General features: G+C 45.0%; 18 protein-coding genes. 15 read left to right on the forward strand and 3 right to left on the reverse strand.

Annotated features, from left to right (window positions below; all coding sequences use genetic code 11):
- Positions 1–11 precede the first annotated feature (11 nt).
- From F9K33_04305 to F9K33_04330, 6 genes are all read left to right on the forward strand, one after another.
- The gene (locus F9K33_04305) at positions 12–1025 is read left to right on the forward strand and encodes a dihydroorotate dehydrogenase-like protein (GenBank protein ID KAB2880586.1); all 1014 of its coding nucleotides are present in this window, start codon (positions 12–14) and stop codon (positions 1023–1025) included.
- Positions 1026–1052: 27 nt separating this feature from the next.
- A complete protein-coding gene (locus F9K33_04310) occupies positions 1053–1646 on the forward strand; it encodes a hypothetical protein (GenBank protein ID KAB2880587.1) in 594 nt (197 codons plus the stop codon).
- 49 nt (positions 1647–1695) lie between these two features.
- Entirely contained in the window at positions 1696–2289 is a 594-nt protein-coding gene (locus F9K33_04315; GenBank protein ID KAB2880588.1) for an ATP synthase F0 subunit C, read from the forward strand.
- A gap of 211 nt (positions 2290–2500) precedes the next feature.
- A complete protein-coding gene (gene pruA / locus F9K33_04320) occupies positions 2501–4066 on the forward strand; it encodes an L-glutamate gamma-semialdehyde dehydrogenase (GenBank protein KAB2880589.1) in 1566 nt (521 codons plus the stop codon).
- A gap of 266 nt (positions 4067–4332) precedes the next feature.
- Entirely contained in the window at positions 4333–4959 is a 627-nt protein-coding gene (locus F9K33_04325; protein KAB2880590.1) for a hypothetical protein, read from the forward strand.
- Between the two features lie 167 nt (positions 4960–5126).
- Positions 5127–8573, forward strand: coding sequence for a hypothetical protein (locus F9K33_04330; protein KAB2880591.1), 3447 nt, complete (start codon positions 5127–5129; stop codon positions 8571–8573).
- A 12-nt stretch (positions 8574–8585) separates the two neighbouring features.
- On the opposite strand, the gene hutU is transcribed toward F9K33_04330, so the two are convergent.
- Positions 8586–10232 (reverse strand): urocanate hydratase, encoded by a 1647-nt coding sequence (gene hutU / locus F9K33_04335; GenBank protein KAB2880592.1) that lies wholly within the window; start codon positions 10230–10232, stop codon positions 8586–8588.
- 171 nt (positions 10233–10403) lie between these two features.
- Here hutU and moaA point away from each other — a divergent pair, with 171 nt between their 5' ends.
- From moaA to preA, 9 genes are all read left to right on the forward strand, one after another.
- Entirely contained in the window at positions 10404–11396 is a 993-nt protein-coding gene (gene moaA, locus F9K33_04340) for a GTP 3',8-cyclase MoaA (GenBank protein KAB2880593.1), read from the forward strand.
- A 138-nt stretch (positions 11397–11534) separates the two neighbouring features.
- Positions 11535–13142 (forward strand): glycerol-3-phosphate dehydrogenase/oxidase, encoded by a 1608-nt coding sequence (locus tag F9K33_04345; GenBank protein ID KAB2880594.1) that lies wholly within the window; start codon positions 11535–11537, stop codon positions 13140–13142.
- Between the two features lie 195 nt (positions 13143–13337).
- Positions 13338–14792: a CoA-acylating methylmalonate-semialdehyde dehydrogenase gene (locus F9K33_04350; protein ID KAB2880595.1), complete on the forward strand. Its 1455-nt coding sequence runs from the start codon at positions 13338–13340 to the stop codon at positions 14790–14792.
- Positions 14793–14887: 95 nt separating this feature from the next.
- Positions 14888–16225 (forward strand): aminotransferase class III-fold pyridoxal phosphate-dependent enzyme, encoded by a 1338-nt coding sequence (locus tag F9K33_04355; GenBank protein KAB2880596.1) that lies wholly within the window; start codon positions 14888–14890, stop codon positions 16223–16225.
- 124 nt (positions 16226–16349) lie between these two features.
- Positions 16350–18071 (forward strand): NCS1 family nucleobase:cation symporter-1, encoded by a 1722-nt coding sequence (locus F9K33_04360; protein ID KAB2880597.1) that lies wholly within the window; start codon positions 16350–16352, stop codon positions 18069–18071.
- A gap of 114 nt (positions 18072–18185) precedes the next feature.
- A complete protein-coding gene (gene hydA / locus F9K33_04365; protein KAB2880598.1) occupies positions 18186–19568 on the forward strand; it encodes a dihydropyrimidinase in 1383 nt (460 codons plus the stop codon).
- 204 nt (positions 19569–19772) lie between these two features.
- Positions 19773–20606, forward strand: a complete 834-nt coding sequence (locus tag F9K33_04370) for an acyltransferase (protein ID KAB2880660.1) — start codon at positions 19773–19775, stop codon at positions 20604–20606.
- Between the two features lie 83 nt (positions 20607–20689).
- Positions 20690–22015: an NAD(P)-binding protein gene (locus F9K33_04375; GenBank protein ID KAB2880599.1), complete on the forward strand. Its 1326-nt coding sequence runs from the start codon at positions 20690–20692 to the stop codon at positions 22013–22015.
- A gap of 55 nt (positions 22016–22070) precedes the next feature.
- Positions 22071–23414, forward strand: a complete 1344-nt coding sequence (preA, locus tag F9K33_04380) for an NAD-dependent dihydropyrimidine dehydrogenase subunit PreA (protein KAB2880600.1) — start codon at positions 22071–22073, stop codon at positions 23412–23414.
- 130 nt (positions 23415–23544) lie between these two features.
- Here the strand turns inward: preA and F9K33_04385 are convergent, their stop codons facing one another.
- Entirely contained in the window at positions 23545–24537 is a 993-nt protein-coding gene (locus F9K33_04385) for an inorganic phosphate transporter (protein KAB2880601.1), read from the reverse strand.
- 12 nt (positions 24538–24549) lie between these two features.
- Positions 24550–25194 carry a DUF47 domain-containing protein gene (locus F9K33_04390; protein ID KAB2880602.1) on the reverse strand — a complete coding sequence of 215 codons (645 nt, stop codon included), beginning with the start codon at positions 25192–25194 and terminating at the stop codon, positions 24550–24552.
- Between the last annotated feature and the right edge of the window lie 46 nt (positions 25195–25240).

Consider the following 25240-nt stretch of genomic DNA (forward strand, 5'->3'; position numbering starts at 1 on the left):
AAGGTACCTTTATGGACTTATCTACGTCGTACATGGGAATGAAGTTAAAAAACCCGATCGTTCCTTCGGCTTCTCCATTGTCCAAGGACATTGCGAATATCCGCCGTATGGAAGACGCCGGCGCATCTGCGATCGTGATGTATTCGCTTTTCGAAGAGCAGATCACGCACGAATCCATGGAGCTTTATTACCACATGACGCACGGCACGGAAAGTTTTTCAGAAGCTCTTTCCTATTTTGTCGATCTGCAAAAATATAATCATGGGCCTGAGGAATATCTTGAGCATATCCGGAAAGCGCGTGAAGCGGTGAATATTCCTATCATCGCCAGCCTCAACGGCTCATCAAATAACGGATGGCTGCAATACGCTAAACAAATTCAGGAAACGGGCGTCGACGGAATCGAACTTAATATGTATTATGTTGCGGCCGATGTCACCGAATCGAGCGAACAATTGGAACAACGATATCTCGAGACCGCCCGATCGATAAAGAACCTGAAAATTCCTGTTGCCGTAAAACTCAGCCCTTATTTCACATCGTTGGCCCACATGGCGAAGCGATTCGACAAATTGGGTATTGATGCGCTGGTTTTGTTCAACCGGTTTTACCAGCCGGACATCGATCTTGAAAAACTGGAAGTGGTTCCGAACGTCATGCTGAGCACGCCGCAGTCCATGCGTCTTCCTTTGCGATGGGTTGCCATTCTGCACGGCCGCATCAAAGCAAGCCTCGGTGCAACCGGCGGCATTCATACGCATGAAGATGCCCTCAAAATGCTGATGGCCGGCGCTAATGTTACGATGGTTTGTTCGACCTTGTTACAAAACGGGATCGGCCGTATAACTGAAATTTTACGCGGCATGGAAACCTGGATGAAAGAGCATGAATACGTATCCGTCGAACAAATGCTCGGAAGTATGAGCCAGAAATCGGTTGCCGATCCGGCCGCATTCGAGCGCGCCAACTACATGAAAGCGCTTAGTACGTATACGCTAACGGACGATCTGCTGTATCATAATTAGAAAACATTGCTGACATCGGAGATAGGAATGCCCGCAAAAATATTTTTTTACGTTCTTTTAATTTTATTTCTATGTGAAACCGACTTCCTAACAGCTCAACGCAGATATATAGATAACGCTCATGGATTTTCTCTTGGCCTGGGAGGGTCTTTTTCACAGGGTTCCGGCGAAACTTCCGAGAGTGTTGATTTAACCACCGGCTTTGCTAAAAGCGCCGAATTTATCTTTTCAGCGGGAAAAATATCGGCGAATCATGCTTCGACGGGTTATTTTGCATGCGGGGCCGAATTGTACGGCGACAACACTATTGCACCGGTCGTTGACGTGGGCTACTTCCGTTTTGGGAACAAAGAAAAATACGGGAAACACGGTTTAGCTATTGCATGCGGTCTTTCAGTTCTTGCTGTTAATACCAAAGAAATCGTGATTGCGCCCGAAGTGGGTTTTGGAACTTCATTGAGTTTAGATAAAATGAATTCCGGCGTTCCCCGTATTTTGTCCATCTCCATATCGGCCGGCATAAAACCCTCTCCAGGCAAATTAATCCTGGTGCATCTGGGTACGGCCGGGGAAAAAAGCCTGTGGGTTACAACTATGGGGTTGAGCATTCTTTTTTGGTAAATTCTAAAATAAACCGATAGATTTTATTACCCATTCCAGGAGGCATCATATGCATTCACTCACCGAAGTCACCCTGACCGAATTCCAATCCGCACTGACACCTCAGAATATTCGTGTTATCCAGATCATTCAGGGCGCCATCGGATTGGGAGTGGTGATGTTCATGGGCGTTGTATTGTTTGTGTATTCATCGCAAACGATGAATGTTGACGCTCGCATCACGAATGACGATTACGATTTGATTAATATACTAACCCTCGCGCACATTATGATTGCGGCCGCTGTTTACACCGTAGCGCGCGTTGTGTTCAATCTTTTACTCAGTTCCTCCGTGCTCCGCAACGGCGTAACTAAAATAATGAAAGACGGACAGGGACGCGTTATTGAAAACCCGGCAGAAAAAATGTTGGCGATAATCCGTTCCGCTATGATCGTCCGGCTCGCCATGATCGAAGCGCCGGCAATATTCGGTTTGGTCATTTGTTTAATTGCCACGTTTAACGGTACCATACAGGAGACCCCGTCGATTTGGTTGAATGCGATCACGGCTTTAATACTCATCGGATTCGTGATTCTTACTTTTCCAAATAAAGAACGTGTCGAAGAAATATTTAATTCAAAAATTTCCGGAACGCCGTCGTGATTGGCAACAACATTCAGTTGCACAACCCAGCTAAATTAAATTTATAATAAACAACCATTAGTAACCGATTGCCGCAAGAGATTTGAACAGCATTTTTGATAATAATTTTACAATTTGATCGCGTTATTTGCTTGAAACAAATTTGTTACTTCGCTATATTCAGTCGCGATTGAATGGACATGTTGAAACTTAATAAATATAGGAGCTGATTATGGCCGGAAAAAAAATAAGCGCTTTCAAAAATGAGCCTTTGACGGATTTTTCTAAATCTGCCAACAAAAAGGCATTTGAAAAGGCATTAAAAAAAGTTGAAAGTGAACTCGGTAAAGAATATTTCGTCATCATTGACGGCGACCGCATTCGCACCAATCAGACATTACGCTCGCTGAATCCTTCGAATCGCGAGCAAGTGATCGGCACGTTCTATCAGGCAAATGAAGAATATGCCAATAAAGCGATTGAACTGGCGCATGAAAAATTTCTGAAATGGCGCACCGTCACGCCGGAAAAACGCGCGCAATATCTATTCAAAGCCGCCGCGATTATGCGTAAACGTAAACACGAGTTTTCATCATGGATGGTATTTGAAGTTGGGAAGAGTTGGGTCGAAGCGGATGCCGATACGGCGGAAGCGATCGACTTTATGGAATTCTACGGACGTGAAATGCTGCGTTATGCCGGCGATCAGCCGTTGGTAAAACTTCCCGCCGAAAAAAATCGCCTGCTTTATATTCCGCTAGGCGTCGGCGCGGTAATTCCCCCGTGGAATTTCCCGTTGGCTATTCTCGTTGGTATGACAACGGCCGCCATCGTTGCGGGAAATACCGTTGTACTTAAGCCCTCCAGTGATTCGCCCTCCATCGCGATAAAGTTTTTTGAGTTGATGGAAGAAGTTGGTTTGCCGAAAGGAGTTCTCAACTTCGTTCCCGGGCCGGGTTCCGGCATGGGTGACGCATTGACCAAGCATCCGTTAACCCGTTTCATCGCGTTCACCGGCTCTAAATCAGTCGGCTTGCATATTAATAAAGCCGCCGCCGAAACACAGACCGGCCAGCTCTGGATCAAACGCGTGGTGGCAGAAATGGGAGGCAAAGATTCGATCATCGTTGATAACGAAGCTGATCTTGATAAAGCGGCCGAAGGCGTGCTTTACTCTGCATTCGGATTCCAGGGACAGAAATGTTCCGCCTGCTCGCGCGCCATCGTAGTTGAAAGTGTGCATCAAAAATTCATGAGCAAACTTCTTGACAAGGCGAAAACGCTGACGGTTGGAAATCCCGCCGATCCTAAGAACTATATGGGACCTGTGATCAATGATAAAGCGCTTGGAAGTATGATGTGGTACATTGACAAAGCAAAACAGGAAGGCGGCGAGATCGTTTTCGGCGGAACCAAAGACGACTCTGTAGGAAGTTTCCTGACGCCGACCATCGTGGATAACGTGAAACCGAAAGACACGATTTCCCAGGAAGAGATTTTCGGCCCGGTACTCGCTGTGATCAAAGCAAAGAATTACGATGAAGCTTTGGAAATTGCAAATAATACCGAATACGGATTGACCGGCGCCGTTTATTCAAAAAATAAAAAGAAGATCGAACGTGCGAAGGAAGAATTTCATGTCGGCAACCTGTATTTGAACCGTAAATGCACCGGCGCCATGGTCGGCGCTCATCCTTTCGGCGGTTTCAATATGAGCGGTACGGATTCCAAAGCCGGCGGCAGGGATTATCTGATGCTTTTCACGCAAGCCAAGGTTTGGAGCGAAAAAGTCAAGTAACCTTTCAACACCTTTTCATAAAAAACACCGATGAGACATCTCTTATCGGTGTTTTTATTTTTTCTTGACAAAAGATCGAAATGTCTTTATGTTTACAGACCGGTTCAAAATCTGCCTCAGGTTCATACTAATTCATCTGCATTTATTGATCGAAAAATAGTGCAGCGTTTCTTGATTTAATTATTATGTAAATGTTATAGTCTGGATTTCAGTATGAATGTGCTTTCGTTCAGCTCACCGATTAACCCTCGAAATAATACCGATTCATGAAAAGAATTCTACGCAAAATAAAGAAAGCGCTGCCTTCGCAATCTGAATACTATTATTCGCGAAGCCGGTATTATGAGAGATTGTCGGCAAGATATAGTAACATCCAGTCCTATTTAAGCTTGCTTTCCGTCAGCAACAAGTTGACTTCGATTGAATCGACCGTTTCTGCCAAACCGGAATTGGGCTGCAGCAGTGAGGACGTACTCAAAAAATACGGCGAACCCCATTGCAGGCTGACCCATATTACGGTTTTAAAAAATCACATTTTATTCTACAAATTTTTGCTGGGCGGCCATAAGACTAAATGTGAGATGCATTTCTTTAAGAACAACATGTTCCTTTTCAATTACACGTTCTCGTATTTGACTCCTAATGATAAAATAAAACTCGTTGAATCGCTGTCTAAGAAATATCTAAGTAAATCAATTGATTTGAAAAACAGCTGCATCACGGATGAACAAGGTAATCAAATTTTCATCCACGATTCGTCCGATTTTATTATATATTATTTAGCCGCGAAGTCTGATTTTTTCAAAGAAGCAGAATTGATCAGGACAAGAGAAAAAGAGCAAACCAAAACAAAGTCGGAACTCAATCAGAAAGAACTTCTCAATAGATTGTAGTCCTTTCAAACATTATTCACAATAACACCGATGAATTATTTGTTGTCGGTGTTTTTTGTTTTTAAGCCAAACTCTTTGTATAATTTCGTGATGGGTTTGCTTAGCCGCAATTCAAATAATTTAACGTAAAAATTAGAACAATTCCGCCGGGAAGACGTTACCATAATATGTCCACGCACGAATTATACGCCGAACTCAAAACAAAGATCGATGCCTTGAGGCGCAGAGAGAACCTTGTAACGCTCTTCTCCGGCATGTTATGGTTTGTGTCATTTTCTTTCATTCTGATTATCAGCGCCGGTTTAATTGAGCTTTTTTTCTCACCTGATGTTCTCGGCCGATGGATTATTGCCATTGCAGCCCTTGTTTCTATTGCCGTATCGTGCCTCATTTTTTTGATATATCCGTTACTGCGTTTCACAGGTATTGCGTATTCGTTTGATGATATTACTCTGGCAAAGAAAGTTGGCGAACGATTTCCGGAAATAAAGGATCGTCTTGCAAATGCCATACAAATTTACAACCTGCGGGCATCACCGGACTATTCCGATTCCCTGGTGCAGGCTGCCCTGCAGACCATTCAATCCGCAACGCAACAATTGGATTTTAGACTGACTGTAAATTACAGCCGTTTCAGGAAAGCAATACGCCGCAGTTCAATCGTTGCGGTTGTTTCCCTTGCCGTTTTTGCCGTATTGTATAGTCCGTTAACCAACGCCTTTGCCCGACTGCTTAATCCAAATATGGAAATGCACGACCCGCCTCCATTCACATGGAAAATAAGCCCGGGTAATACGGAAATTTTACAAGGCCACAATATAACCATAATCATCGAACTTAGCCCGGATCCGGTTTTGACTCCGGTACTTCCCGATCGAATTTCTATCTGGATTCGGCCTGCGGGTGTCGAATTGTTTAAAGAAGAAATATTGAAAAAAGACTCATCCGGAATTTTTAATTATGAAATCCGCAATGTCAGACAGGACCTGTTTTATTACGCGACGGCGGTTGATAAGAATTCGCCGCGGCGGCGCACATTGAAGTCGGATGATTTCCAAATTACGACCCTCAAACGCCCGGCGGTCAAGCGCCTGCAAATCGAGATCGATTATCCGGATTATTCCGGATTGGAAACCAGATCGGAGGATGAAAATATCGGTGACGTAACGGCTCTTAAAGGATCGGTTATCAAACTGATGATCGAAACTACTAAACCGCTTAAAACCGCACAGATAGTTTTTTCAGACAGCTCAACGTTACCTCTTCAATTGGGCAGGTTCTCGCAGCAGAAAGCCGAAGCGTCTTTTCAACTAAGCAAAAACCTGACGTATCACCTGCTGCTTACGGACAAAGAAAATGTCGAGAGCAGTAACCCCGTAGAATACCGGTTGGCTGTGATTGCCGATGAATTTCCCCTTGTCAGACTGGTTGAACCCGATAAGGATCTGGACATAAATGAAAATATGACCGTGCGTTTGTTATCGGATGTACAGGATGATTTTGGTCTGACAAAATTGACGTTGTATTATAAAATCGAACAAACCAATGGCCTCCTCATTCCGCAAGACAAATTTTCGCCGCTGGACTTGTCATTTCTGCTCAATCATTCTTTAATCAATCAAGGTATTTCATATACATGGAATTTTTCCTCGCTTGGCCTGCAGCCCGAAGATAGAATCATGTACTACCTCGAGGTTTTTGATAACGACGCGATCAGCGGCCCTAAAAGCGCCAAGAGTGACGTACGCCAGCTGAGGTTTCCATCGCTGGAGGAAATACTCTCCGAAGTTAACAAAGAACAGAATCAGCATATAGCCAAAGCCGAGGATATTGCCAACGAAAGCGAAAATATCAGGAAAGACCTTGAAGAAATCAATAAGGAACTCCTTAAGGAAAACAAAAAACTTGACTGGAAAGATAAGGAGAAAATAAAACAACTAGCCGAGAAACAGGAAAAGATGCAGAAGGACATCGAAGCGATGAAGGAGTCGCTCGATAAGATGACGGAAAAAATGAAGGATAATAAATTACTATCTAAAGAGACGTTGGATAAATATCAGGAACTTCAAAAACTGCTGTCGGAAGTTAACAGCAAAGAGATGCAGGAAATCATGCGGCAGCTTCAGCAGGCGATGAAAAACAATTTCGATCAAAAACAAATGAAGGACGCGCTTAAGAACTTTAAATTTGATCAGGAATCATTCAAAAAAAGCATGGACAGAACGGTGGAACTGCTCAAACGTATCAAAGCGGAACAAATGTTCGACCTGCTAAAAAAACAAGCCGAAGATCTCCGGCAACGGCAGGAACAACTGAATGAATTGTCAAAAAAAATTAAAAATGAAAACGAGAGGTCTGCGCTAGCCAAAGAACAGGAAAAGATTAAACAATCGCTGGAAAACCTTGAACAGAAAAGCAAGGAATTGAGCGATCTTGTAAAGGATATTGATAAGAAGGCGGAAACGAAAGAACTGGACAAGGCGATAAGCCAAATGGAAAGCGGACAAATGCAGAAACAAATGGATCAATCCCAGTCCGCTATTCAAGGAGGGGAACAAAACTCGAAAGAGAACAAACAGAATCAGCAGGAAATTAAAGAAGGCCTTGATTCACTGGCTCAACAACTGCAAAAGGCCCGGCAGGAGTTCCAGCAACAGCAAAACCAACAGATCATGAATGCTATGCGAAAAATCGTGGTGGATATGTTAGAAATATCAAAAGAACAGGAACGAGTCATGGTCGACAGCCGATCGCTGACATTCGCCAGCCCTCAATTTCGCGCGACGGCGCAGCAACAGGCTGACGTTCTTTCCAATATGAGCCGCGTGACCGAAAATCTGATAGAATTGTCCAACAAGACTTTTTATGTCACAACGGCCCTCGGAAAAATTGTCGCACAATCCTTAAGCGCCATGAACGATGCCGTGAAAGATCTTGAGGAACGCAATACTATTCGCGCTACCAGCAACCAAAACTCATCCATGGTCGCCGTGAACGATGCAATCAAGTTACTGCTGCAATCCATGGATAAAATGAACAGCGGTCAATCCGGAACAGGGCTTGAACAATTAATGGAAGACCTTCAGAAAATGGCAGGCCGGCAGCAAGGGATTAATGACGGCACGATGCCGTTCGGGGAACAAAACCCCGGCAGTATGACGCCGGAGCAACAGGCACAGCTTGGCCGCATGATGGCGGAACAGCAAGCGTTGAGAGAATCTCTTGAAAATATGCAGTCCGGATTGGAGGGACACCAGGATATCAAAGGCAAACTGGAGAACATGGCAAAGGAAATGGACGAAGTGATCAAAGACATGCAGAAAAAAAATATCGGCCGTGAGACGATTCAGCGACAACAGAAAATATTACAGCGCATGCTTGACGCGACCAAATCGCAACAGGAAAAAGATCAGAGCGAAAAAAGAGTAGGCGAAACGGGTAAAGAGTATAAAACTAAATCGCCTAATGAGCTTTCGAAAGATCTGACTGATCGTAAAAGCAAATTACGGCAGGAACTTCTCAAGGAGATGAAACAAGGATATTCCAAAGACTATGAGGAATTGATCAAGAAATATTTCGAAGCGCTGGGAAATTTAGATCATGCACAAGATTAGTGTGAATCATTTTTACTTCATCATCGGTATCTTCACATCCTTTGCCTTGGCAACTTTAACCGCCTCATCGTAACCTGCATCCACATGGCGTACAACGCCCATGCCGGGATCACTTGTCAAAACCCGTTGTAAGCGTTTCGCCGCTTCGGGTGTTCCGTCCGCTACAATCACCATTCCGGCATGAATCGAATACCCGATTCCAACGCCTCCGCCGTGGTGGAGGGAAACCCATGTTGCGCCGTTAACCGCATTAATAGCAAAATTGAGCAGCGGCCAGTCGGCAATGGCATCGCTTCCATCTTTCATCGCTTCCGTCTCACGGTTGGGCGAAGCCACGGAGCCGCAATCCAGATGATCTCGTCCTATCACGATCGGCGCTTTGACCTTTCCTGTGCGAACCAGTTCGTTGAATATCAGTCCGGCCTTTTCACGTTCGCCATACCCTAACCAGCAAATCCGGCAAGGCAGTCCCTGAAATTGAATCTTTTCCTTTGCCTGTCCAAGCCAACGTTGCAGCCCTTCCTTTTCCGGAAACGCATCCATAAGCGCGCGATCGGTCACGTAAATATCTTCCGGGTCGCCGGACAATGCAGCCCAGCGAAAAGGCCCTTGTCCTTCGCAAAATAACGGACGAATGAATGCCGGCACGAATCCGGGAAAATCAAACGCGTTGGCGACGCCCTGTTTCTGAGCCTGCGCGCGGATATTGTTTCCGTAATCAAAAACAATCGAACCCTTTTTCTGAAAGTCCAGCATTGCGCGAACGTGCGCCGCCATAGACTCCATAGAACGGCGAATGTATTCATCGGGTTTGTTCTTTCGCCATTCGCTAAGTTCTTCCACTTTCAATCCTGACGGAACATACCCATGCAGCGCATCATGCGCGGAAGTCTGATCCGTAACGATATCCGGGATCATTCCGCGGTTCAGCATGTCCGGTAGAATGTCCGCCGCATTACCCAAAAGCGCAATTGATTTTCCTTCGCCTTTGATCTTGAATTGCTGCGCCAGTTTCCACGCCTCGCTTAGATCTTTGACCATCACGTCGCAATATTTGGTTTCCAGCCGGCGCTGAATACGGTACGGGTCTACCTCCACACAAATCGCTACTCCGTCATTCATGGTTACAGCTAACGGTTGCGCTCCACCCATTCCGCCTAATCCCGCGGTCAACGTGATCGTTCCTCTCAACGTGCCGTTAAAATGTTTTCGTCCGCACTCGGCAAAGGTCTCATACGTGCCCTGCAGAATACCCTGCGTTCCAATATAAATCCAGCTCCCGGCAGTCATCTGTCCATACATGGTCAAACCCATTTTTTCATATTCACGGAAATTTTCCCAGGTCGCCCAATGCGGAACAATGTTGGAATTGGCGATGATCACGCGAGGCGCGTCGGAATGGGATTTGAATACTGCAACCGGTTTACCGGATTGAACCAGCAATGTCTCATCATTCTCTAAATGCTGCAATGATTTTACAATCGCGTCGAAACATTCCCAATTTCGCGCCGCCTTACCGGAGCCGCCGTAAACAACGAGTTCTTGCGGATTCTCCGCAACCTCAGGATCGAGGTTATTCATCAGCATGCGCATCGGCGCTTCCGTAAGCCAGCTTTTACAAGTGAGTTGATTGCCGCGCGGGGCACGAATGGTTCGCATATTCATTTCCTTATATTTTCAATTTGTATTAATTACGATGACTGTAAAATATACGTTCTATTCTTATTATATTCAATACGACGATTCGATAAAACATGATTCCTACCATTGATTTTTGAAATTTATTTGACTAAAATCCGTTGTGATTTTAAAGAAATACAGGAATTTCGCATGCCATTGATAGACGGATTCAACCGCAAAATAGATTACCTGAGAATTTCTGTTACCGACCGGTGCAATTTTCGTTGCGTGTATTGCATGCCGTCGGACGGTGTCGAGTTTGTTCCGCGCGCAGAACTGCTCACTTATAACGAGATCGAACGCATTGCAAAAACATTTGTCCGGCTCGGCGTTGAAAAGATCCGCATTTCGGGAGGAGAACCAACAGTACGAAAAGACATTGCTGAGCTGGTTTATCGGATTGGAAAATTACCGCTGAAATCATTCGCTATGACAACCAACGGATACCTCCTGAATGAACTCGCGGTTGAATTTAAAAAGGGCGGCCTGCACCGCGTTAACATCAGTCTTGACACGCTGGACAAAAACAAATTCAAGAGTCTCGCGCGATTTGACGGATTTGATCAAGTATGGAATGCGATTTGGCGCGCGGTGGAATTAGGATTTACTCCGGTCAAATTGAACATGGTCGTGATGAATGGGTTTAATGACGGTGAAATCTATGATTTCGTCGAACTTGCGCATAAAACGCCTCTGCATGTACGCTTCATCGAATACATGCCGTCTTCCGGCGGCCTGGGAAATGAATTTGAACATTCCCGCATCATAAAAACAGAGCAGCTGAAGAATATTGTTTCAAAAAAATATGAATTGATCCCCGTGATCGAACCCGAAAAAACCGGGCCTGCCAAACTATTTGAAATTCCTGGTTTCGCCGGAAAGATCGGATTTATCGATCCGTATGCGGAGCATTTTTGTTCTTCCTGTAACCGCATCCGCCTTACCTCCCTTGGAAAATTGAAATGGTGTTTATTTTCCAATGACGGACTTGATCTGAAGGGATTCATCCGAAGCGGACGATCCGATGACGAATTAGAACAATGGATCCGTGAACGAATCCTCATTGACAAACCGGAACATCATCCGCTGGTTATTTCCGATATGATCCAGGTTAATACGGTATTCTCACAAGTGGGCGGATAATTATTTAAAAAAATATCTCTAGCTATTTTGATCTCCATATTTCTTTTGCCTTTATAACCAACCAATTTAATTTCTTCCATTTTCAGACGCCCTTACAAATTTAAAACATTCGACTAAATAATTTCGTACATTATCGTGATGAAAAAACTCGTAGTAATCGGCGGCGGTATCAATGGCGCTGGCATAGCGCGCGACGCGGCTCTGCGCGGATGGAAGGTGACCCTGCTTGAAAAAAATGATTTTTGTTCAGGTACCAGCTGGGCATCAAGCAAACTCATTCACGGCGGTCTACGGTATCTTGAACACTGGGAATTTGGCCTCGTTCGTGAATCCCTGCGAGAAAGGGAAATTCTCCTGCGCATTCATCCCTATAATATACAGCCACTGCACATATTGCTGAGTGTTTACCGTTACTCACCGCATTGGTTGACCACGCTCCGTTTTGGAATGAAGCTATATGAATTTTTGTCAACTAACAGCTCCTTGCCCCTTCACGAGACCTTCACGCCTAAACAACTGAATGCGATTGAGCCGGGATTAGACCAACGTAAACTACAAGGAGGTATCGCGTATTGGGATGCGCAGTGTCCTTACCCGGAACGTCTCGTTTTGGCGAACCTGCATTCTGCTGAAGAAAACGGAGCGAATATCTTTAATTATCATCAGGTCATTCGATTGACTAAAAAGGATGATCGGATACAATCGGTAATAGCAAAAGATCTGATCCACGGACAGGAAAAAGAATTTCAATGTGACTTTGTGATCAATGCCGCCGGGCCGTGGATCGACGAAATGGTAAATCCAAATGAAATTCCCAGTCGGCCAATGATCGGAGGAACGCGGGGAAGTCACATCGTGGTGCCGCGCTTCGCTGACGGGCCGCGCCATGCTATTTATTCGAATGCGCGATTGGACGGGCGACCGTTTTTTATTCTCCCTTGGTTGAATTACTATCTGATAGGAACGACGGACGTTCGACATCAGGATTCCTTGGATGAACTCTCCCCGTCTTTTTCGGAAATCGATTATTTGATTACGGAAACAAACCATTGTTTCCCTGCGGCGGAGATCAATCGCCACTCGATTTTGTTTTCATTTTCCGGTGTGCGTCCCTTGCCTTATTCCGGTAAAAAGAATCCCGGCGCGATTACGCGACGGCACATCATCATGGACCATGCAAAGAAGGACGGAATTGCAAATCTGATCTCACTCGTTGGCGGTAAGCTGACTACGTTTCGCCACGCTGCCAAACTCTGCGTAGACTCAGCAGAAAATAAAACAGCCGGCCACGTGACTGCATGCAGCACGGCCGGTAATCCTCTGTGGGGCGGAGAAATGGAACATTTTGAATCTTTCGTTACATATACATTCAGTGAAGCTCATCGGCGATGGAGCATCGATGAAATTACTTTCCGTTATCTTGTTACACTATACGGAACGCATTTTAAAGACGTTCTGGAAGTGGCAGACTTACATCCTGGCGGGTTTGAAAAAATTTGCTCCCATGGTATCGACTTAAAAGCTCAAGTCATATATGCTGTAAAACATGAATGGGCCAAAACTCTAACAGATGTTATGTTCAGGAGAATGCCGGTCGGCATGAATACGAGTCTAGGCATGGATGCATGCGAAATAATTGGCGACATCATGGGCGGTGAATGGGGGTGGAACGAGAAGAAAAAACGTAATGAAATTGACGGTTACAAAAATTATGTAACCCGCCGGTTATTGTCCCACCAAAATTGAACTCTCCCAATCACCCAGCCGATTAAATTAATATTGTAATGTTGAACTAAAAACATTAGTTTTTAAGAGTCAAGTCTGACCTATGTGTTAACAAATCTTTTTTATTCCTGTCCCTTTCGTATTGTGTGCAATGTGCATATTCAATAAAGCAGATCACGGGTTCTATTTTTTTTATTAGATTGTGAGGTGTTGGCAATGAAGTATCCTGAAGTAAAAAATTATATAGCGGGAAATTTTTCTTCCAACGGGCATAAAACTTTGGACGTATTGTGCCCAAGCGACGGCGCTGTAATCTCTAAGGTGCCTTTGTCCGGCAAAGACGATCTTGACCAGGCTGTAAAAGCGGCTCAGACGGCATTCCCCAAATGGTCTAATACGCCGATCAAAGAACGCGTTCAGATATTTTACCGCTACAAAACCTTGATGGAAAAGCATTTGAACGAACTTGCCGTCATCGTTCATGAAGAAAATGGCAAAACCATGGACGAATCTATTGCTGAAGTTGCAAAAAGTATCGAGCTGACGGAATTTGCCTGTTCTATGCCGCAGTTGGTTGCCGGTGAAGTCATGGAAGTCAGCGCCGGCGTGGAATGCCGCGTTGAGCATAAACCGCTGGGCGTTGTGGCCTCAATCGTACCGTTTAATTTTCCGCACATGGTTCCGCACTGGACTTTACCCAATGCAATTGTTCTCGGAAACTGTTTTATTCTTAAACCTTCCGAACAAGTTCCCATCAGTTCCAATCGCATAGCCGAAATGCTGAAAGAAGCGGGTTTACCGGACGGCGTTTTTAATGTCGTTAACGGCGACCGGGAAATCGTCGAGGCGATATGCGATCATCCCGGAATAGAAGCGGTATCGTTTGTCGGATCAACCGCGGTTGCAAAAATCGTCTATAAACGTTCGTGTTCAAGCCTCAAGCGCTGCGTTGCATTGGGCGGCGCAAAAAACCACCTGATCGTTTTGCCGGATGCGCATGTGGACATGACGGCTTCAAATGTTGCGGCTTCCATGTCGGGATGCGCCGGACAACGGTGCATGGCGGCGTCGGCCATGGTCGGCGTCGGACCGATCGATCCTATCGTCGCAAAAATTTGCGAAGAAGCGAAAAAAATTATACCCGGGAAAAACCTGGGTTCAGTTATAACTAAACAAGCCAAAGAAAAAATTGAACGTTATATAACGGAGGCTGAAAAGGCGGGCGCAAAAATATTGGTTGACGGCCGAAATGCTAAAGTGGCAGGCAGTGAGAATGGCTTTTATGTCGGACCAACCGTTATTGATTTTGTGACACCCGATATGGCCATCGCCAAAGAAGAAGTGTTCGGTCCCGTATTGGCGATCATTCGTTCAAAGAACTTAGATGAAGCGATTGAAATTGAGAACCGTTCCAACTACGGTAATGCGGCGGCCGTGTTTACGCAAAGCGGCGCATTGGCACGAGTTGTCATGGAAAAAGCCAGCGCAGGGATGATCGGAGTGAATATCGGCGTTCCGGTTCCGCGTGAACCGTTTTCCTTCGGCGGATGGAATGAGTCAAAATTCGGCACCTGCGATATTACCGGAAAAAGCTCAATTGAATTTTGGACCAAATTGAAAAAGACCTCGACCAAGTGGAATCCGGAAGCAAGAACCAATTGGATGAGTTAAAACATTGCAAGATTGCAGATTGACGATTTTTTGGTTTAACTCGTCTGTCATTATCTTTTCATTAGTCATCCATTTTTCATTAAACAATTTATACTATGATAGATCCACAGCAAATACTGCAGAATAATTTGAAGCACACGCTTTTTTCATGGTCGAAACAGAGCGGTTTGAATCCTATTAATATTGAAAAAGCAAAAGGCGTTTATCTCTACGCGCGCGGAGGGAAACGTTATCTTGATTTTTCTTCACAGTTGATGAATGTCAACATCGGCCACGGACATCCGAAAGTAACTGAAGCGGTGATGAAGCAGATGAATGAAGTGAGTTATGTTTATCCGGGCATGATCACAAAAGTTCGGGGCGACCTGGGAAAAAAATTAGCCGACATTAGTCCGGGTAATCTCAACAAAACTTTTTTTACGTTGGGCGGGGCCGAGGCGGTAGAAAATGCGGTTAAATTGGCTCGAATTTACACCGGCCGTCATAAAATCATCACACAATACCAATCGTTTCACGGAGCAAGTTACGGCGCGTTTTCTGCCGGAGGCGATCCGCGGCGATTGGCGGTGGACAGCCAGGCTGCGCCGAATTTTGTTCATGTTGAAAACCCTTATTTTTACCGCTGTCCCTGGGGCAGCAAAACGCTTGATGAATGTGCCGATCGCGCCGCCGCTCATGTCGAACGCGTGATCAAATACGAGGGCCCGCAAAATGTCGCCGCACTGTTATTCGAAGGCGAGTCTGGGTCCTCCGGTTGTATCAAATATCCTCCGGGCTATATTAAAAAATTAAAATCAATGTGCGATCGATACGGTATATTGTGGATTGACGATGAAGTGATGAGCGGCTTCGGCAGAACGGGAAAGATGTTTGCGATAGAGCATCACGGAATCGAACCCGACATCATGTGCATGGCAAAAGGACTTACCTGCGGTTATATTCCGCTGGGCGGCATTATGGTTAAGGAAGAAATTGCCAAACATTTTGATGATAAACCATTGCCGCTCGGCCTGACTTATTCCGCACATGCGGTGGCCTGCTCAGCCGCATTAGCGTGTCTTGAAATTTATGAAGAAGAACAATTGATAGGAAATGCGGCGAATATGGGGCGCTATATCGAAAGCCGCGTTGACGAATTAAAGAAAAAACACCCTTCCATCGGCGATTATCGAAACACCGGCCTGCTCGGCTGTATCGAACTCGTAAAAAATGGCGAAACCAGAGAACCCATGGCACCATGGAACGCAAAACCGGATGAAATGGAAATTATGAATAAAGTTGCGGCCAAGATAAGTGAACTCGGCATGTTCACTTTCGTTCGCTGGAATTGGATATTCACTGCACCGCCGCTCTGCGTAACAAAAGAACAAATTGACGAAGGCCTGGATATTATTTCCAAAGCGATTTCTATAGCGGATGAATATTGCCACTAAAGGTGATGATCAAATTCATCTCCCGCAAATATCACAAATTCACGCAGAATGCTTTATCCGCGTAAATTCGCGTGATCTGCGTGAATAAATTTTAGTAGCTGACTTGTAAAAAAAACAGGATCGCATGAACTCCGAGATCATCGAACTCACAGAAGACGTATCCGGATCGCCGTTGTACAGCGCCGATCTGGCCCCGGTTCCCAAAAATAAGCGAACGTGGAATATGTGGAGCCTGGCCGCATTGTGGGTTGGGATGGCCGTGTGTATACCGACTTATATTTTAGCGTCGTACATGATCAAGTCAGGGTTGAGTTGGCAGGCATCGCTCATTATCATCGGCCTGGCAAATATTCTGGTCACCATTCCAATGGCGTTAAACGGCCACGTGGGAGTAAAATATGGAATCCCTTTTCCCGTGTTCGGACGAGCCTCTTTCGGCATCAACGGAATTCACCTCGTGTCCATTTTAAGAGCCGTCGTTGCATGCGGATGGTTCGGCGTGCAGACGTGGATCGGCGGTTTGGCGTTTTATGCGATCTGGAATGCGTTGACCGGCAGTACAGGTACTCCGGAATTAAGCGTAGGAAAATTTGTGTGTTTTGGTTTATTCTGGCTCGTGAATATGTATTTCATCTGGAAAGGCACCGAAAGTATCAAGTGGCTGGAAAATTTATCTGCGCCCATTTTAATTCTTATCGGCATTGTTCTTATCGCATGGAGTGCAAATAAAGCGGGAGGCTTCGGCATTGTGCTCGATCAGGGCGAACAACTTGGGAGACCGTCCGTCGTAATGAATCAAATCAACGGAGCAATTACATTACAATTAAATCCGCTGCTGAATCCCGACGGCAGTAAAAAAGCTGCCGAATTTCAAGTTTCTGTTCCACTCAGTGACGGCTCTGTAAAATCGCTGGACTGGATGCCCATTTCAGATGAATTTCAGCTTCCCGAAGATTCTGAAATCAACAAAGGATCGGTGTCGTCGGGCAAAAAAACTGTACAGGTACAATTTCGTACCGGTGATACTATTAAATCCAGTGTCGTGAATGTCAGCATAACGAATCTACCTGACGGCAGTCCCAATTTTTTAAGTTACATTCTCTGGTTAACGGCCATGGTAGGTTTCTGGGCAACCATGTCCTTGAGCATCTCAGACATCACGCGTTATGCATCCAGGCAAAAAGATCAGGTAGCCGGTCAATTTTTAGGATTGCCCGGGGCGATGGTTTTGTATTCATTTGTAGGCATATTCGTTACGTGCGCCACGGTCATAAATTTCAAAGACATTTTAATCGCGGACGATGCGCCTTGGGACCCGGTTTCCCTGTTAGCCAAACTGGATAGCCCAGCCCTCGTTATCGTTTCCCAAATATTCATGATCATGGCAACGTTGACAACCAATATTGCGGCCAATGTTATTGCTCCCGCAAATGCCTTTTCAAATCTATCTCCGAAAAAAATAAGTTTTTTCGGCGGCGGCGTCATCACGGGTTTTATCGGAATTATTATTTGTCCGTGGTGGTTGCTCAATGAAATTAGCAGCATTTTAATATTTGTCAGCGGGGCATTGGGGCCTGTTCTTGGAATTTTGGTTTGCGACTATTACTTAATAAGGAAAACCTCGTTAAATCTTGAAGCCTTGTTTAGAACCGATGGCGAGTATGCTTACGGCGGCAGGAATTTCAATTCGTCAGCAATGATCGCTTTAGCCGCAGGCGTCTTTTCTGCTCTCATCGGATTTTGGGTTCCTGCACTGGAGATATTTTACCATTTATCATGGTTCACCGGAGTTTTGGTCTCCGGCGGAATCTATTATTTGTTGATGAAATCAAAAATCAGACCTTAACCTATTGCCACAAAGGCGCTAAGACACTAAGCGAAAGCAATTTATATTTTGCTTGCGAAGCTATGTGTCATTGGTTTTTGGCGCTAAATGAATTTTTCAAGATTGGAGGACACTATGTCATTACTTATCAAGAACGGACGAGTGATCACCGTCGCAGATAATCACGTTGCCGATATTTTTGTTGAAGGGGATACGATTTCGGCGATTGGAAAAAACTTAAATATGAAGGCCGATCAGGTTATAGACGCCGCAGGGAAACTAGTTTTTCCGGGCGGCATTGACCCGCATGTGCATCTCGACATGCCGTTTATGGGAACCTATTCCAGTGATAATTATGAAACCGGAACCCGCGCTGCATTATTCGGAGGGACAACGACGGTAATCGATTTTATTTTGCAGACGCAGGGCAAGTCGCTTCGTTCCGCACTAGAAGCCTGGCAAGGACGATCGAACGGTAACGCACTTGGAGATTATTCATTTCATATGGCGGTGACGGATTTTAACGACAACACAAAAAATGAAATTAAAGAAATGATCGAAAAGGAAGGTATTACGTCATTCAAAACATTCATGGCTTACAAAGGCGCATTAATGATCGACGACCGCCAGATGGTCGGTTTGATGAACGAAGTCCGAAAACAAGGCGGCATGGTAACGGTTCACGCAACCAACGGCGACATGATCGATTTCCTTGTTGCAAAACATCGTTCAGAAAATAAACTTTCGCCGCTGTATCACTATTTATCACAACCGGAAATTACCGAATCGGAAGCCGCCGGACGATTTGTTGACATGGCTTATCACACGGGTGTCACGTCGTATATCGTTCATCTCACCTGCGAGGGCGCACTTAATCAGGTTCGCGATGCGGCCAGACGAAATCAGAAAGTTTTTGTTGAAACGTGTGTTCAATACCTTATACTCGATGCTTCGCTTTATGATAAGGGATTTGAATCGGCCAAATGGGTGATGAGTCCGCCGCTGCGCGAGAAAAAAGATCAGGAATCGTTGTGGGCAGGCCTCAATCAGGGCATGGTGAATATTGTCGGAACCGACCACTGCCCATTTAACTGGGAGCAAAAGAAAATGGGTGAAAATGATTTTTCAAAAATTCCGAACGGCCATCCCGGGTTAGAACACCGCATGGAATTGCTGTACTCCGAAGGCGTTAATAAAGGAAAAATCAGTTTAAACAAATATGTTGAAGTAACTTCCACTAATGCGGCGAAAGTATTCGGCATGTTTCCTAAAAAAGGATCTATCGGTATCGGTTCGGATGCAGATATAGTAATATTTGATCCAAATGAAAAACACACGCTTTCTGCAAAAACACATCACCACCATTGTGATTACTCTGCGTATGAGGGCTGGCAGGTTACAGGAAAATGCAAGACCGTCATTATGCGAGGTAAAGTGGCCATTGACAACGGAAAAGCATTGATCGAAAAAGGGTATGGCAAATTTATCAAACGCGGAAAGTCATCATTAGTTGTATAACGATTGGTAAACGGATTGAACGGATTGAACTGATCGATAAAGTTTTCATAAAAAGAATTATAAACCCACACTATGATAAAATTGGTAAATAGATTTAACAGATCAATCGGATAAAGAAAATATCATCCGTTAAATCGGCCAAATCCGTTTACTAAACTCAAGGAGTTCAATATGCCTCGCATGATCAAATCTGGACTTATTCAAATGAGCCTGCCGAAAACGGAAGGAGAAGGTACCATTCGTGAAATTGTTGATGCGATGGTACAAAAACATATCCCATACATTGAAGACGCGGGAAAAAAAGGCGTGCAGATACTTTGCTTGCAGGAAATTTTTAACACACCTTATTTTTGTCCCGGCCAGGACAAATCGTGGTATGAATCCGCAGAATCCGTTCCCGGCCCGACGGTGGAACTAATGCAATCCTATGCAAAAAAATATAATATGGCGATGGTCGTTCCTATTTATGAAAAAGAACAGCCGGGCGTTTTGTATAATACTGCCGCGGTGATCGATGCAGATGGAAAATATTTAGGTAAATATCGAAAGAATCATATTCCGCACACCTCTGGCTTTTGGGAGAAATTCTTTTTTAAACCCGGAAATCTCGGTTATCCGGTTTTTCAAACGAAGTATGCCAAGATTGCCGTTTATATCTGCTACGACCGTCATTTTCCCGACGGCGCCCGAATCCTTGGTTTGAACGGTGCAGAAATTGTCTACAATCCGTCGGCAACGGTTGCGGGCCTGTCACAATATCTGTGGAAGCTGGAACAGCCCGCGCATGCCGTAGCTAACGGCTATTTCATGGGCTGTATCAATCGCGTAGGAACTGAAAAGCCATGGAATCTTGGCAAATTTTACGGAACCTCTTATTTCGTAGATCCTCGCGGACAGATATTGGCGGAAGCATCCGGGGATAAGGACGAACTGCTCATTGCCGACTTTAACCTCGACATGATCGATGAAGTGCGGGCTACATGGCAATTTTTCAGAGATCGCCGTCCGGAAACCTACGGAAAGTTGGTAGAATTATAAAATGATACAGACATCTGCCGACCGTCAAATCAAAGATGTAAAAAGCTTTTTAAACATTTCTGATTAAAATTAGGATTTTCACCATGCCGGAATTTCAAAAACCATCTTCTAAGAAAGAGTTTGATCGCAATTTTTCTCAAATCAAACCCTTCCTGAATGAAACGCAGGCTTACTACGAAAGCTCACGCTGCCTGTTTTGCTACGATGCGCCCTGCATCCAAGCATGCCCGACCGGCATAGATATCCCCCTGTTCATTCGCCAGATTCATTCCGGAAATACCATCGGAGCGGCAAAAACTATTTATGACGCAAACTATCTCGGCCATGCCTGCGGGCAGGTTTGCCCGACGGAAGTGCTGTGCGAAGGCGCATGCGTTTACAACCATCAAAATATTAAACCGATTGAAATCGGACGGCTGCAAAGTTTTGCAACGACTCAGGCTATTACAAACAACAAGAAATTATTCATTACAGGTAAACCCAACGGAAAGAAAATTGCTGTGATCGGCGCCGGACCGGCCGGAATTTCCTGCGCGTGTGAATTACGAATGCTGGGCTATGAGGTCGATGTATTCGAAGCCAAAGAAAAGCCGTCCGGCTTAACGTTGTACGGGGTCGCGCCATATAAAATAACCAATAAAGAAGCGCTGGATGAAATAGGATATCTTCAAGAGCAGTTTGAATTTAATGTTAAATACCGTTCGCCCATAGCATCCAAAAAAGATATCGAAAGACTTGAAACAAAATACGACGCAATATTTATTGGAATTGGACTAGGCGAGACTTCGGAAATAAATATTCCGGGAGAAAAACTGCGGCATTGCATCGGCGCTACTGAATTCATCGAACAGTTACGCATGAAACAGCACAAGGTTCGCGTCGGACAAACGGTCGTGGTACTTGGCGGCGGCAACACTGCCATGGATGCGGCTTCGGAGTCGGCGCGTATGGGCGCAGAAAAAGTGGCCCTGTTCTATCGCCGCTCCAAAGAAGAAATGAAAGCGTATGACTTTGAATTCGAGCTTGCAAAGAAGGTTGGAGTAAAAAGTTTGTTTAATGCTGCCCCCGTCAAGATCATCGGAAAAACCAAAGTGGAAGGTGTTTTATTTATACGAACAAAAACGAAAGCCGGCAAACTGCAAACTATAAAAGGAAGTGAATTTGTAGAAGACTGCGACATGGTGATCAAGGCAACTGGCCAGGCAAAACACGTTGATTTTTTCAGCCACATACCGGCATTAATTTTGAACGATGACGGCAGAATCAAAGTCAATAAATTTTTTCAAACGACAAATAAGAAATATTTTGCCGCAGGTGACGCGGCCAACGGCGGCAAAGAGGTTGTCAATGCGGCCGCAGAAGGCAAAGCTGCCGCACGCGGCATTCACAGGTTTATTTCTGGCAAATAGAATATGGCTCAGTGAGACTTTGCGGTTAGAATTCTAAAAATTAAAGGAGAACTTCATGCCGGATTTATCAGTCAATTTTGCAGGCATAAAATCACCCAATCCCTTTTGGCTGGCCTCTGCGCCGCCGACGAATTCAGGCTACCAAGTCATGAAGGCGTTTGACGCAGGATGGGGCGGCGCCGTTTGGAAAACCTTAGGTATTCCGATCGTCAATGTTTCCAGCCGTTATGGGGCATTGAATTACCGCGACACGCGCATGATGGGATTCAATAATATCGAACTTATCAGTGATCGTCCGCTCATAGATAATTTGCGGGAAATAGAAGAAGTAAAAAAACATTTTCCCGATCATGCGGTCATTGCATCACTCATGGTTCAGAGCCGTGAAGAATGGCATCAAATTGTGAAAGATGTGGAAAACGCGGGCGCCGACGGAGTTGAATTGAATTTCGGCTGTCCGCACGGCATGTGCGAGCGCGGCATGGGTTCCGCCGTGGGACAAGAACCCAACGTGCTGAAGACCATTGTTTCCTGGGTCAAAGAGGTCGCCAAAAAACCTGTAATTGTTAAGCTGACGCCGAATATTACCGATATAACTGAGCCGGCTATTGCAGCCAGGCAGGGGGGTGCAGATGCCATTTCGCTCATCAATACCATTCAGAGTTTAGTTGGAGTGGATCTGGATAATTTTGTTACATACCCTTCGGTAGACGGCAAAAGCACCAACGGAGGTTATTGCGGCCCGGCGGTAAAACCCATTGCGCTGAACATGGTAAAAAACTGCGCTCAGGAACCGGGAGTTAGTTTGCCGATTTCCGGTATCGGAGGAATTGAAAATTGGCGTGATGCGGTCGAATTCATTTTACTCGGAGCAACAAACGTACAAGTCTGTACAGCCGTAATGCATTATGGCTTTGGAATTATCCGCGAAATGATTCCGGGGTTGGAACGTTATATGACCGACAAGGGATTCAACACCATTACTGAGATGGTCGGCAAGGCTCTGCCAAATGTTATGACATGGGAAAATTTAAATCTAAATTACAAAATAATTGCAGAGATTAATAAGAACAAATGTATCCAATGCCAGTTGTGCTATATCGCCTGTGAGGACGGGGCACACCAAGCGATCGGACTCCCAAAAGGCAATGGCCAACGTGTCCCGCATATCATTGAAGAAAATTGCGTCGGGTGTAATCTTTGTTCTCTCGTTTGTCCGGTGGAAGGTTGTATTACGATGATTCGGAAGGATCAGGGCTTACGAGCTGAAACCTGGCATGATCGGACGGCAATGGGTAACATTCCTACGACTTTTAATGATGAACTCGCTGGCGGCCGTCATCACTGGATCCCGGAGCCGCTGGATGCATTGAAGCATAAGAAGTCAAAACGTGAGTGATTTGAAATTCCAATTGAGACAAACTCATTGAATTTGCTTTTCTGTTAAAGGTAACGTTGATTGGTAAGCATAGAATACATGAAATTGGAATAAAGAGGAATTAAAGGTAAGAAAATCCAGAACCTGCCGATTACTGTCCCACCATAGCCGAAATAGACCAATAACATACGGCTCCAACCAAGGCCGATGCCGGGATGGTTAGTATCCATGCTACCACGATATTTCCTGCCACACCCCAGCGAACTGCGGACAATCGTTTAGTGGCGCCGACGCCCATAATTGCCCCGGTGATAGTGTGCGTGGTACTGACCGAAATTCCACCAAACGCAGTAACCAGTAATGTGATCGCGCCTGCGGTTTCCGCACAAAAACCATCGGATGGTTTGAGTTTTGTTATTTTCTGGCCCATCGTTTTTACGATACGCCAACCGCCGAACATAGTCCCCAACGCTATGGCAAAGTGAGAGATTAATACAACCCAAAATGGAACTTCAAAAGTAGTCAAGAAACCCGCCGTCACAAGCAGCCCCGTGATAACGCCCATAGTCTTCTGTGCATCGTTAGTTCCGTGGCCCAGTGAATAGGCTGCAGCTGAAACAAGTTGCAGCTTTCTAAAGGTGGAGTTAACACGGGTCGATGAACGGTCATGAAAAATCCAAGCTAACGCAAGCATGAGTGAAAATCCCATGATCATACCCATCAGCGGAGCCATGACGATAAAAATTATTGTCGGAACCCAACCGCTGACGAGAATCGAACCAACCCCTGCTTTGGCGATAGCAGCACCTGCATATCCGCCCATAAGTGCATGTGAAGAACTCGAGGGAAGGCCGTAATACCATGTGATCAAATTCCATACAATCGCGCCTAACAGTCCGGACATAATGACGTATTCATTAACTGCCTGAAGATCTACCAATCCTTTGCCGATTGTTTTAGCAATGTGAACATCAAACATGAATGCTGCAACCAGATTAAAAAAAGCGGCGAACATAACCGCTTTCCGCGGCGTGAGAACGCGGGTAGAGACAACGGTGGCAATAGAATTGGCGGAATCATGAAATCCGTTAAGAAAATCAAAGATCAGTGCAATGATAATAATCGTTATAACGAGCGTCAGCATGTCGTATCCGGTTTAGGCGTGTTTAATAAGAATAGTTTCCAGCACATTGGCGACTGCTTCGCACTTATCCGTCGCGCGTTCAAGGCTTCCGTAAATATCTTTTAATTTAATAACGAGAATTGCATCTTTCTCCTCATCAAACATTTTAGCCAGCGTTTGTTCGTACACCGTGTCCGCTTCATTTTCATATTCATGCACTTTTAATAACGCTTGACGCAGTTCCTTAAACTTATGGGTATGCCTCAGAAGTGAAATGCCGCGGCTAATTTCACCGACGGACTTGTGCAAAATATCTATCAACTGCGTCATGGGCGCCGGAATTTCTTTGATCTTGTACAATAAACATCGTTTAGAGCTTTCATCCATAAAGTCCATAATGTCGTCCAGTTCCGAAGCCAGCATATGAATATCTTCACGGTCAAAAGGCGTAACAAATGTTTTGTTGAGTTCGTCATACACTTTATGCGTCACGTTATCGCATTCGTGTTCCAACTCTTCAATTCGACGATAAACTCCCTCACGGCCCGCGGGAGATGCTGCGCTGAGTTTGTTTAGTTCATCAGATCCCTTTATAATCAGTTGCGCCGATTCCTCAAAAAAACTGTAAAATTTTTTATCTGTTGGCATCAACGCCTGCAAAAATCGATCAAATCCCATAAGTATTATCGGTTAAGCTTTTAAAAATTCGTGTTATAATATTTAA

The sequence above is a fragment of the bacterium genome, assembly GCA_008933615.1.
Classification (GTDB): Bacteria; CLD3; CLD3; order SB21; family SB21; genus SB21.

What these genes read in the sequence shown, in the direction of transcription:
- F9K33_04305 (KAB2880586.1), top strand. Translation starts at nt 12, where the DNA reads ATGGACTTATCTACGTCGTACATGGGAATGAAGTTAAAAAACCCGATC.
- F9K33_04310 (KAB2880587.1), top strand. Translation starts at nt 1,053, where the DNA reads ATGCCCGCAAAAATATTTTTTTACGTTCTTTTAATTTTATTTCTATGT.
- F9K33_04315 (KAB2880588.1), top strand. Translation starts at nt 1,696, where the DNA reads ATGCATTCACTCACCGAAGTCACCCTGACCGAATTCCAATCCGCACTG.
- pruA (KAB2880589.1), top strand. Translation starts at nt 2,501, where the DNA reads ATGGCCGGAAAAAAAATAAGCGCTTTCAAAAATGAGCCTTTGACGGAT.
- F9K33_04325 (KAB2880590.1), top strand. Translation starts at nt 4,333, where the DNA reads ATGAAAAGAATTCTACGCAAAATAAAGAAAGCGCTGCCTTCGCAATCT.
- F9K33_04330 (KAB2880591.1), top strand. Translation starts at nt 5,127, where the DNA reads ATGTCCACGCACGAATTATACGCCGAACTCAAAACAAAGATCGATGCC.
- hutU (KAB2880592.1), bottom strand. Translation starts at nt 10,232, where the DNA reads ATGCGAACCATTCGTGCCCCGCGCGGCAATCAACTCACTTGTAAAAGC.
- moaA (KAB2880593.1), top strand. Translation starts at nt 10,404, where the DNA reads ATGCCATTGATAGACGGATTCAACCGCAAAATAGATTACCTGAGAATT.
- F9K33_04345 (KAB2880594.1), top strand. Translation starts at nt 11,535, where the DNA reads ATGAAAAAACTCGTAGTAATCGGCGGCGGTATCAATGGCGCTGGCATA.
- F9K33_04350 (KAB2880595.1), top strand. Translation starts at nt 13,338, where the DNA reads ATGAAGTATCCTGAAGTAAAAAATTATATAGCGGGAAATTTTTCTTCC.
- F9K33_04355 (KAB2880596.1), top strand. Translation starts at nt 14,888, where the DNA reads ATGATAGATCCACAGCAAATACTGCAGAATAATTTGAAGCACACGCTT.
- F9K33_04360 (KAB2880597.1), top strand. Translation starts at nt 16,350, where the DNA reads ATGAACTCCGAGATCATCGAACTCACAGAAGACGTATCCGGATCGCCG.
- hydA (KAB2880598.1), top strand. Translation starts at nt 18,186, where the DNA reads ATGTCATTACTTATCAAGAACGGACGAGTGATCACCGTCGCAGATAAT.
- F9K33_04370 (KAB2880660.1), top strand. Translation starts at nt 19,773, where the DNA reads ATGAGCCTGCCGAAAACGGAAGGAGAAGGTACCATTCGTGAAATTGTT.
- F9K33_04375 (KAB2880599.1), top strand. Translation starts at nt 20,690, where the DNA reads ATGCCGGAATTTCAAAAACCATCTTCTAAGAAAGAGTTTGATCGCAAT.
- preA (KAB2880600.1), top strand. Translation starts at nt 22,071, where the DNA reads ATGCCGGATTTATCAGTCAATTTTGCAGGCATAAAATCACCCAATCCC.
- F9K33_04385 (KAB2880601.1), bottom strand. Translation starts at nt 24,537, where the DNA reads ATGCTGACGCTCGTTATAACGATTATTATCATTGCACTGATCTTTGAT.
- F9K33_04390 (KAB2880602.1), bottom strand. Translation starts at nt 25,194, where the DNA reads ATGGGATTTGATCGATTTTTGCAGGCGTTGATGCCAACAGATAAAAAA.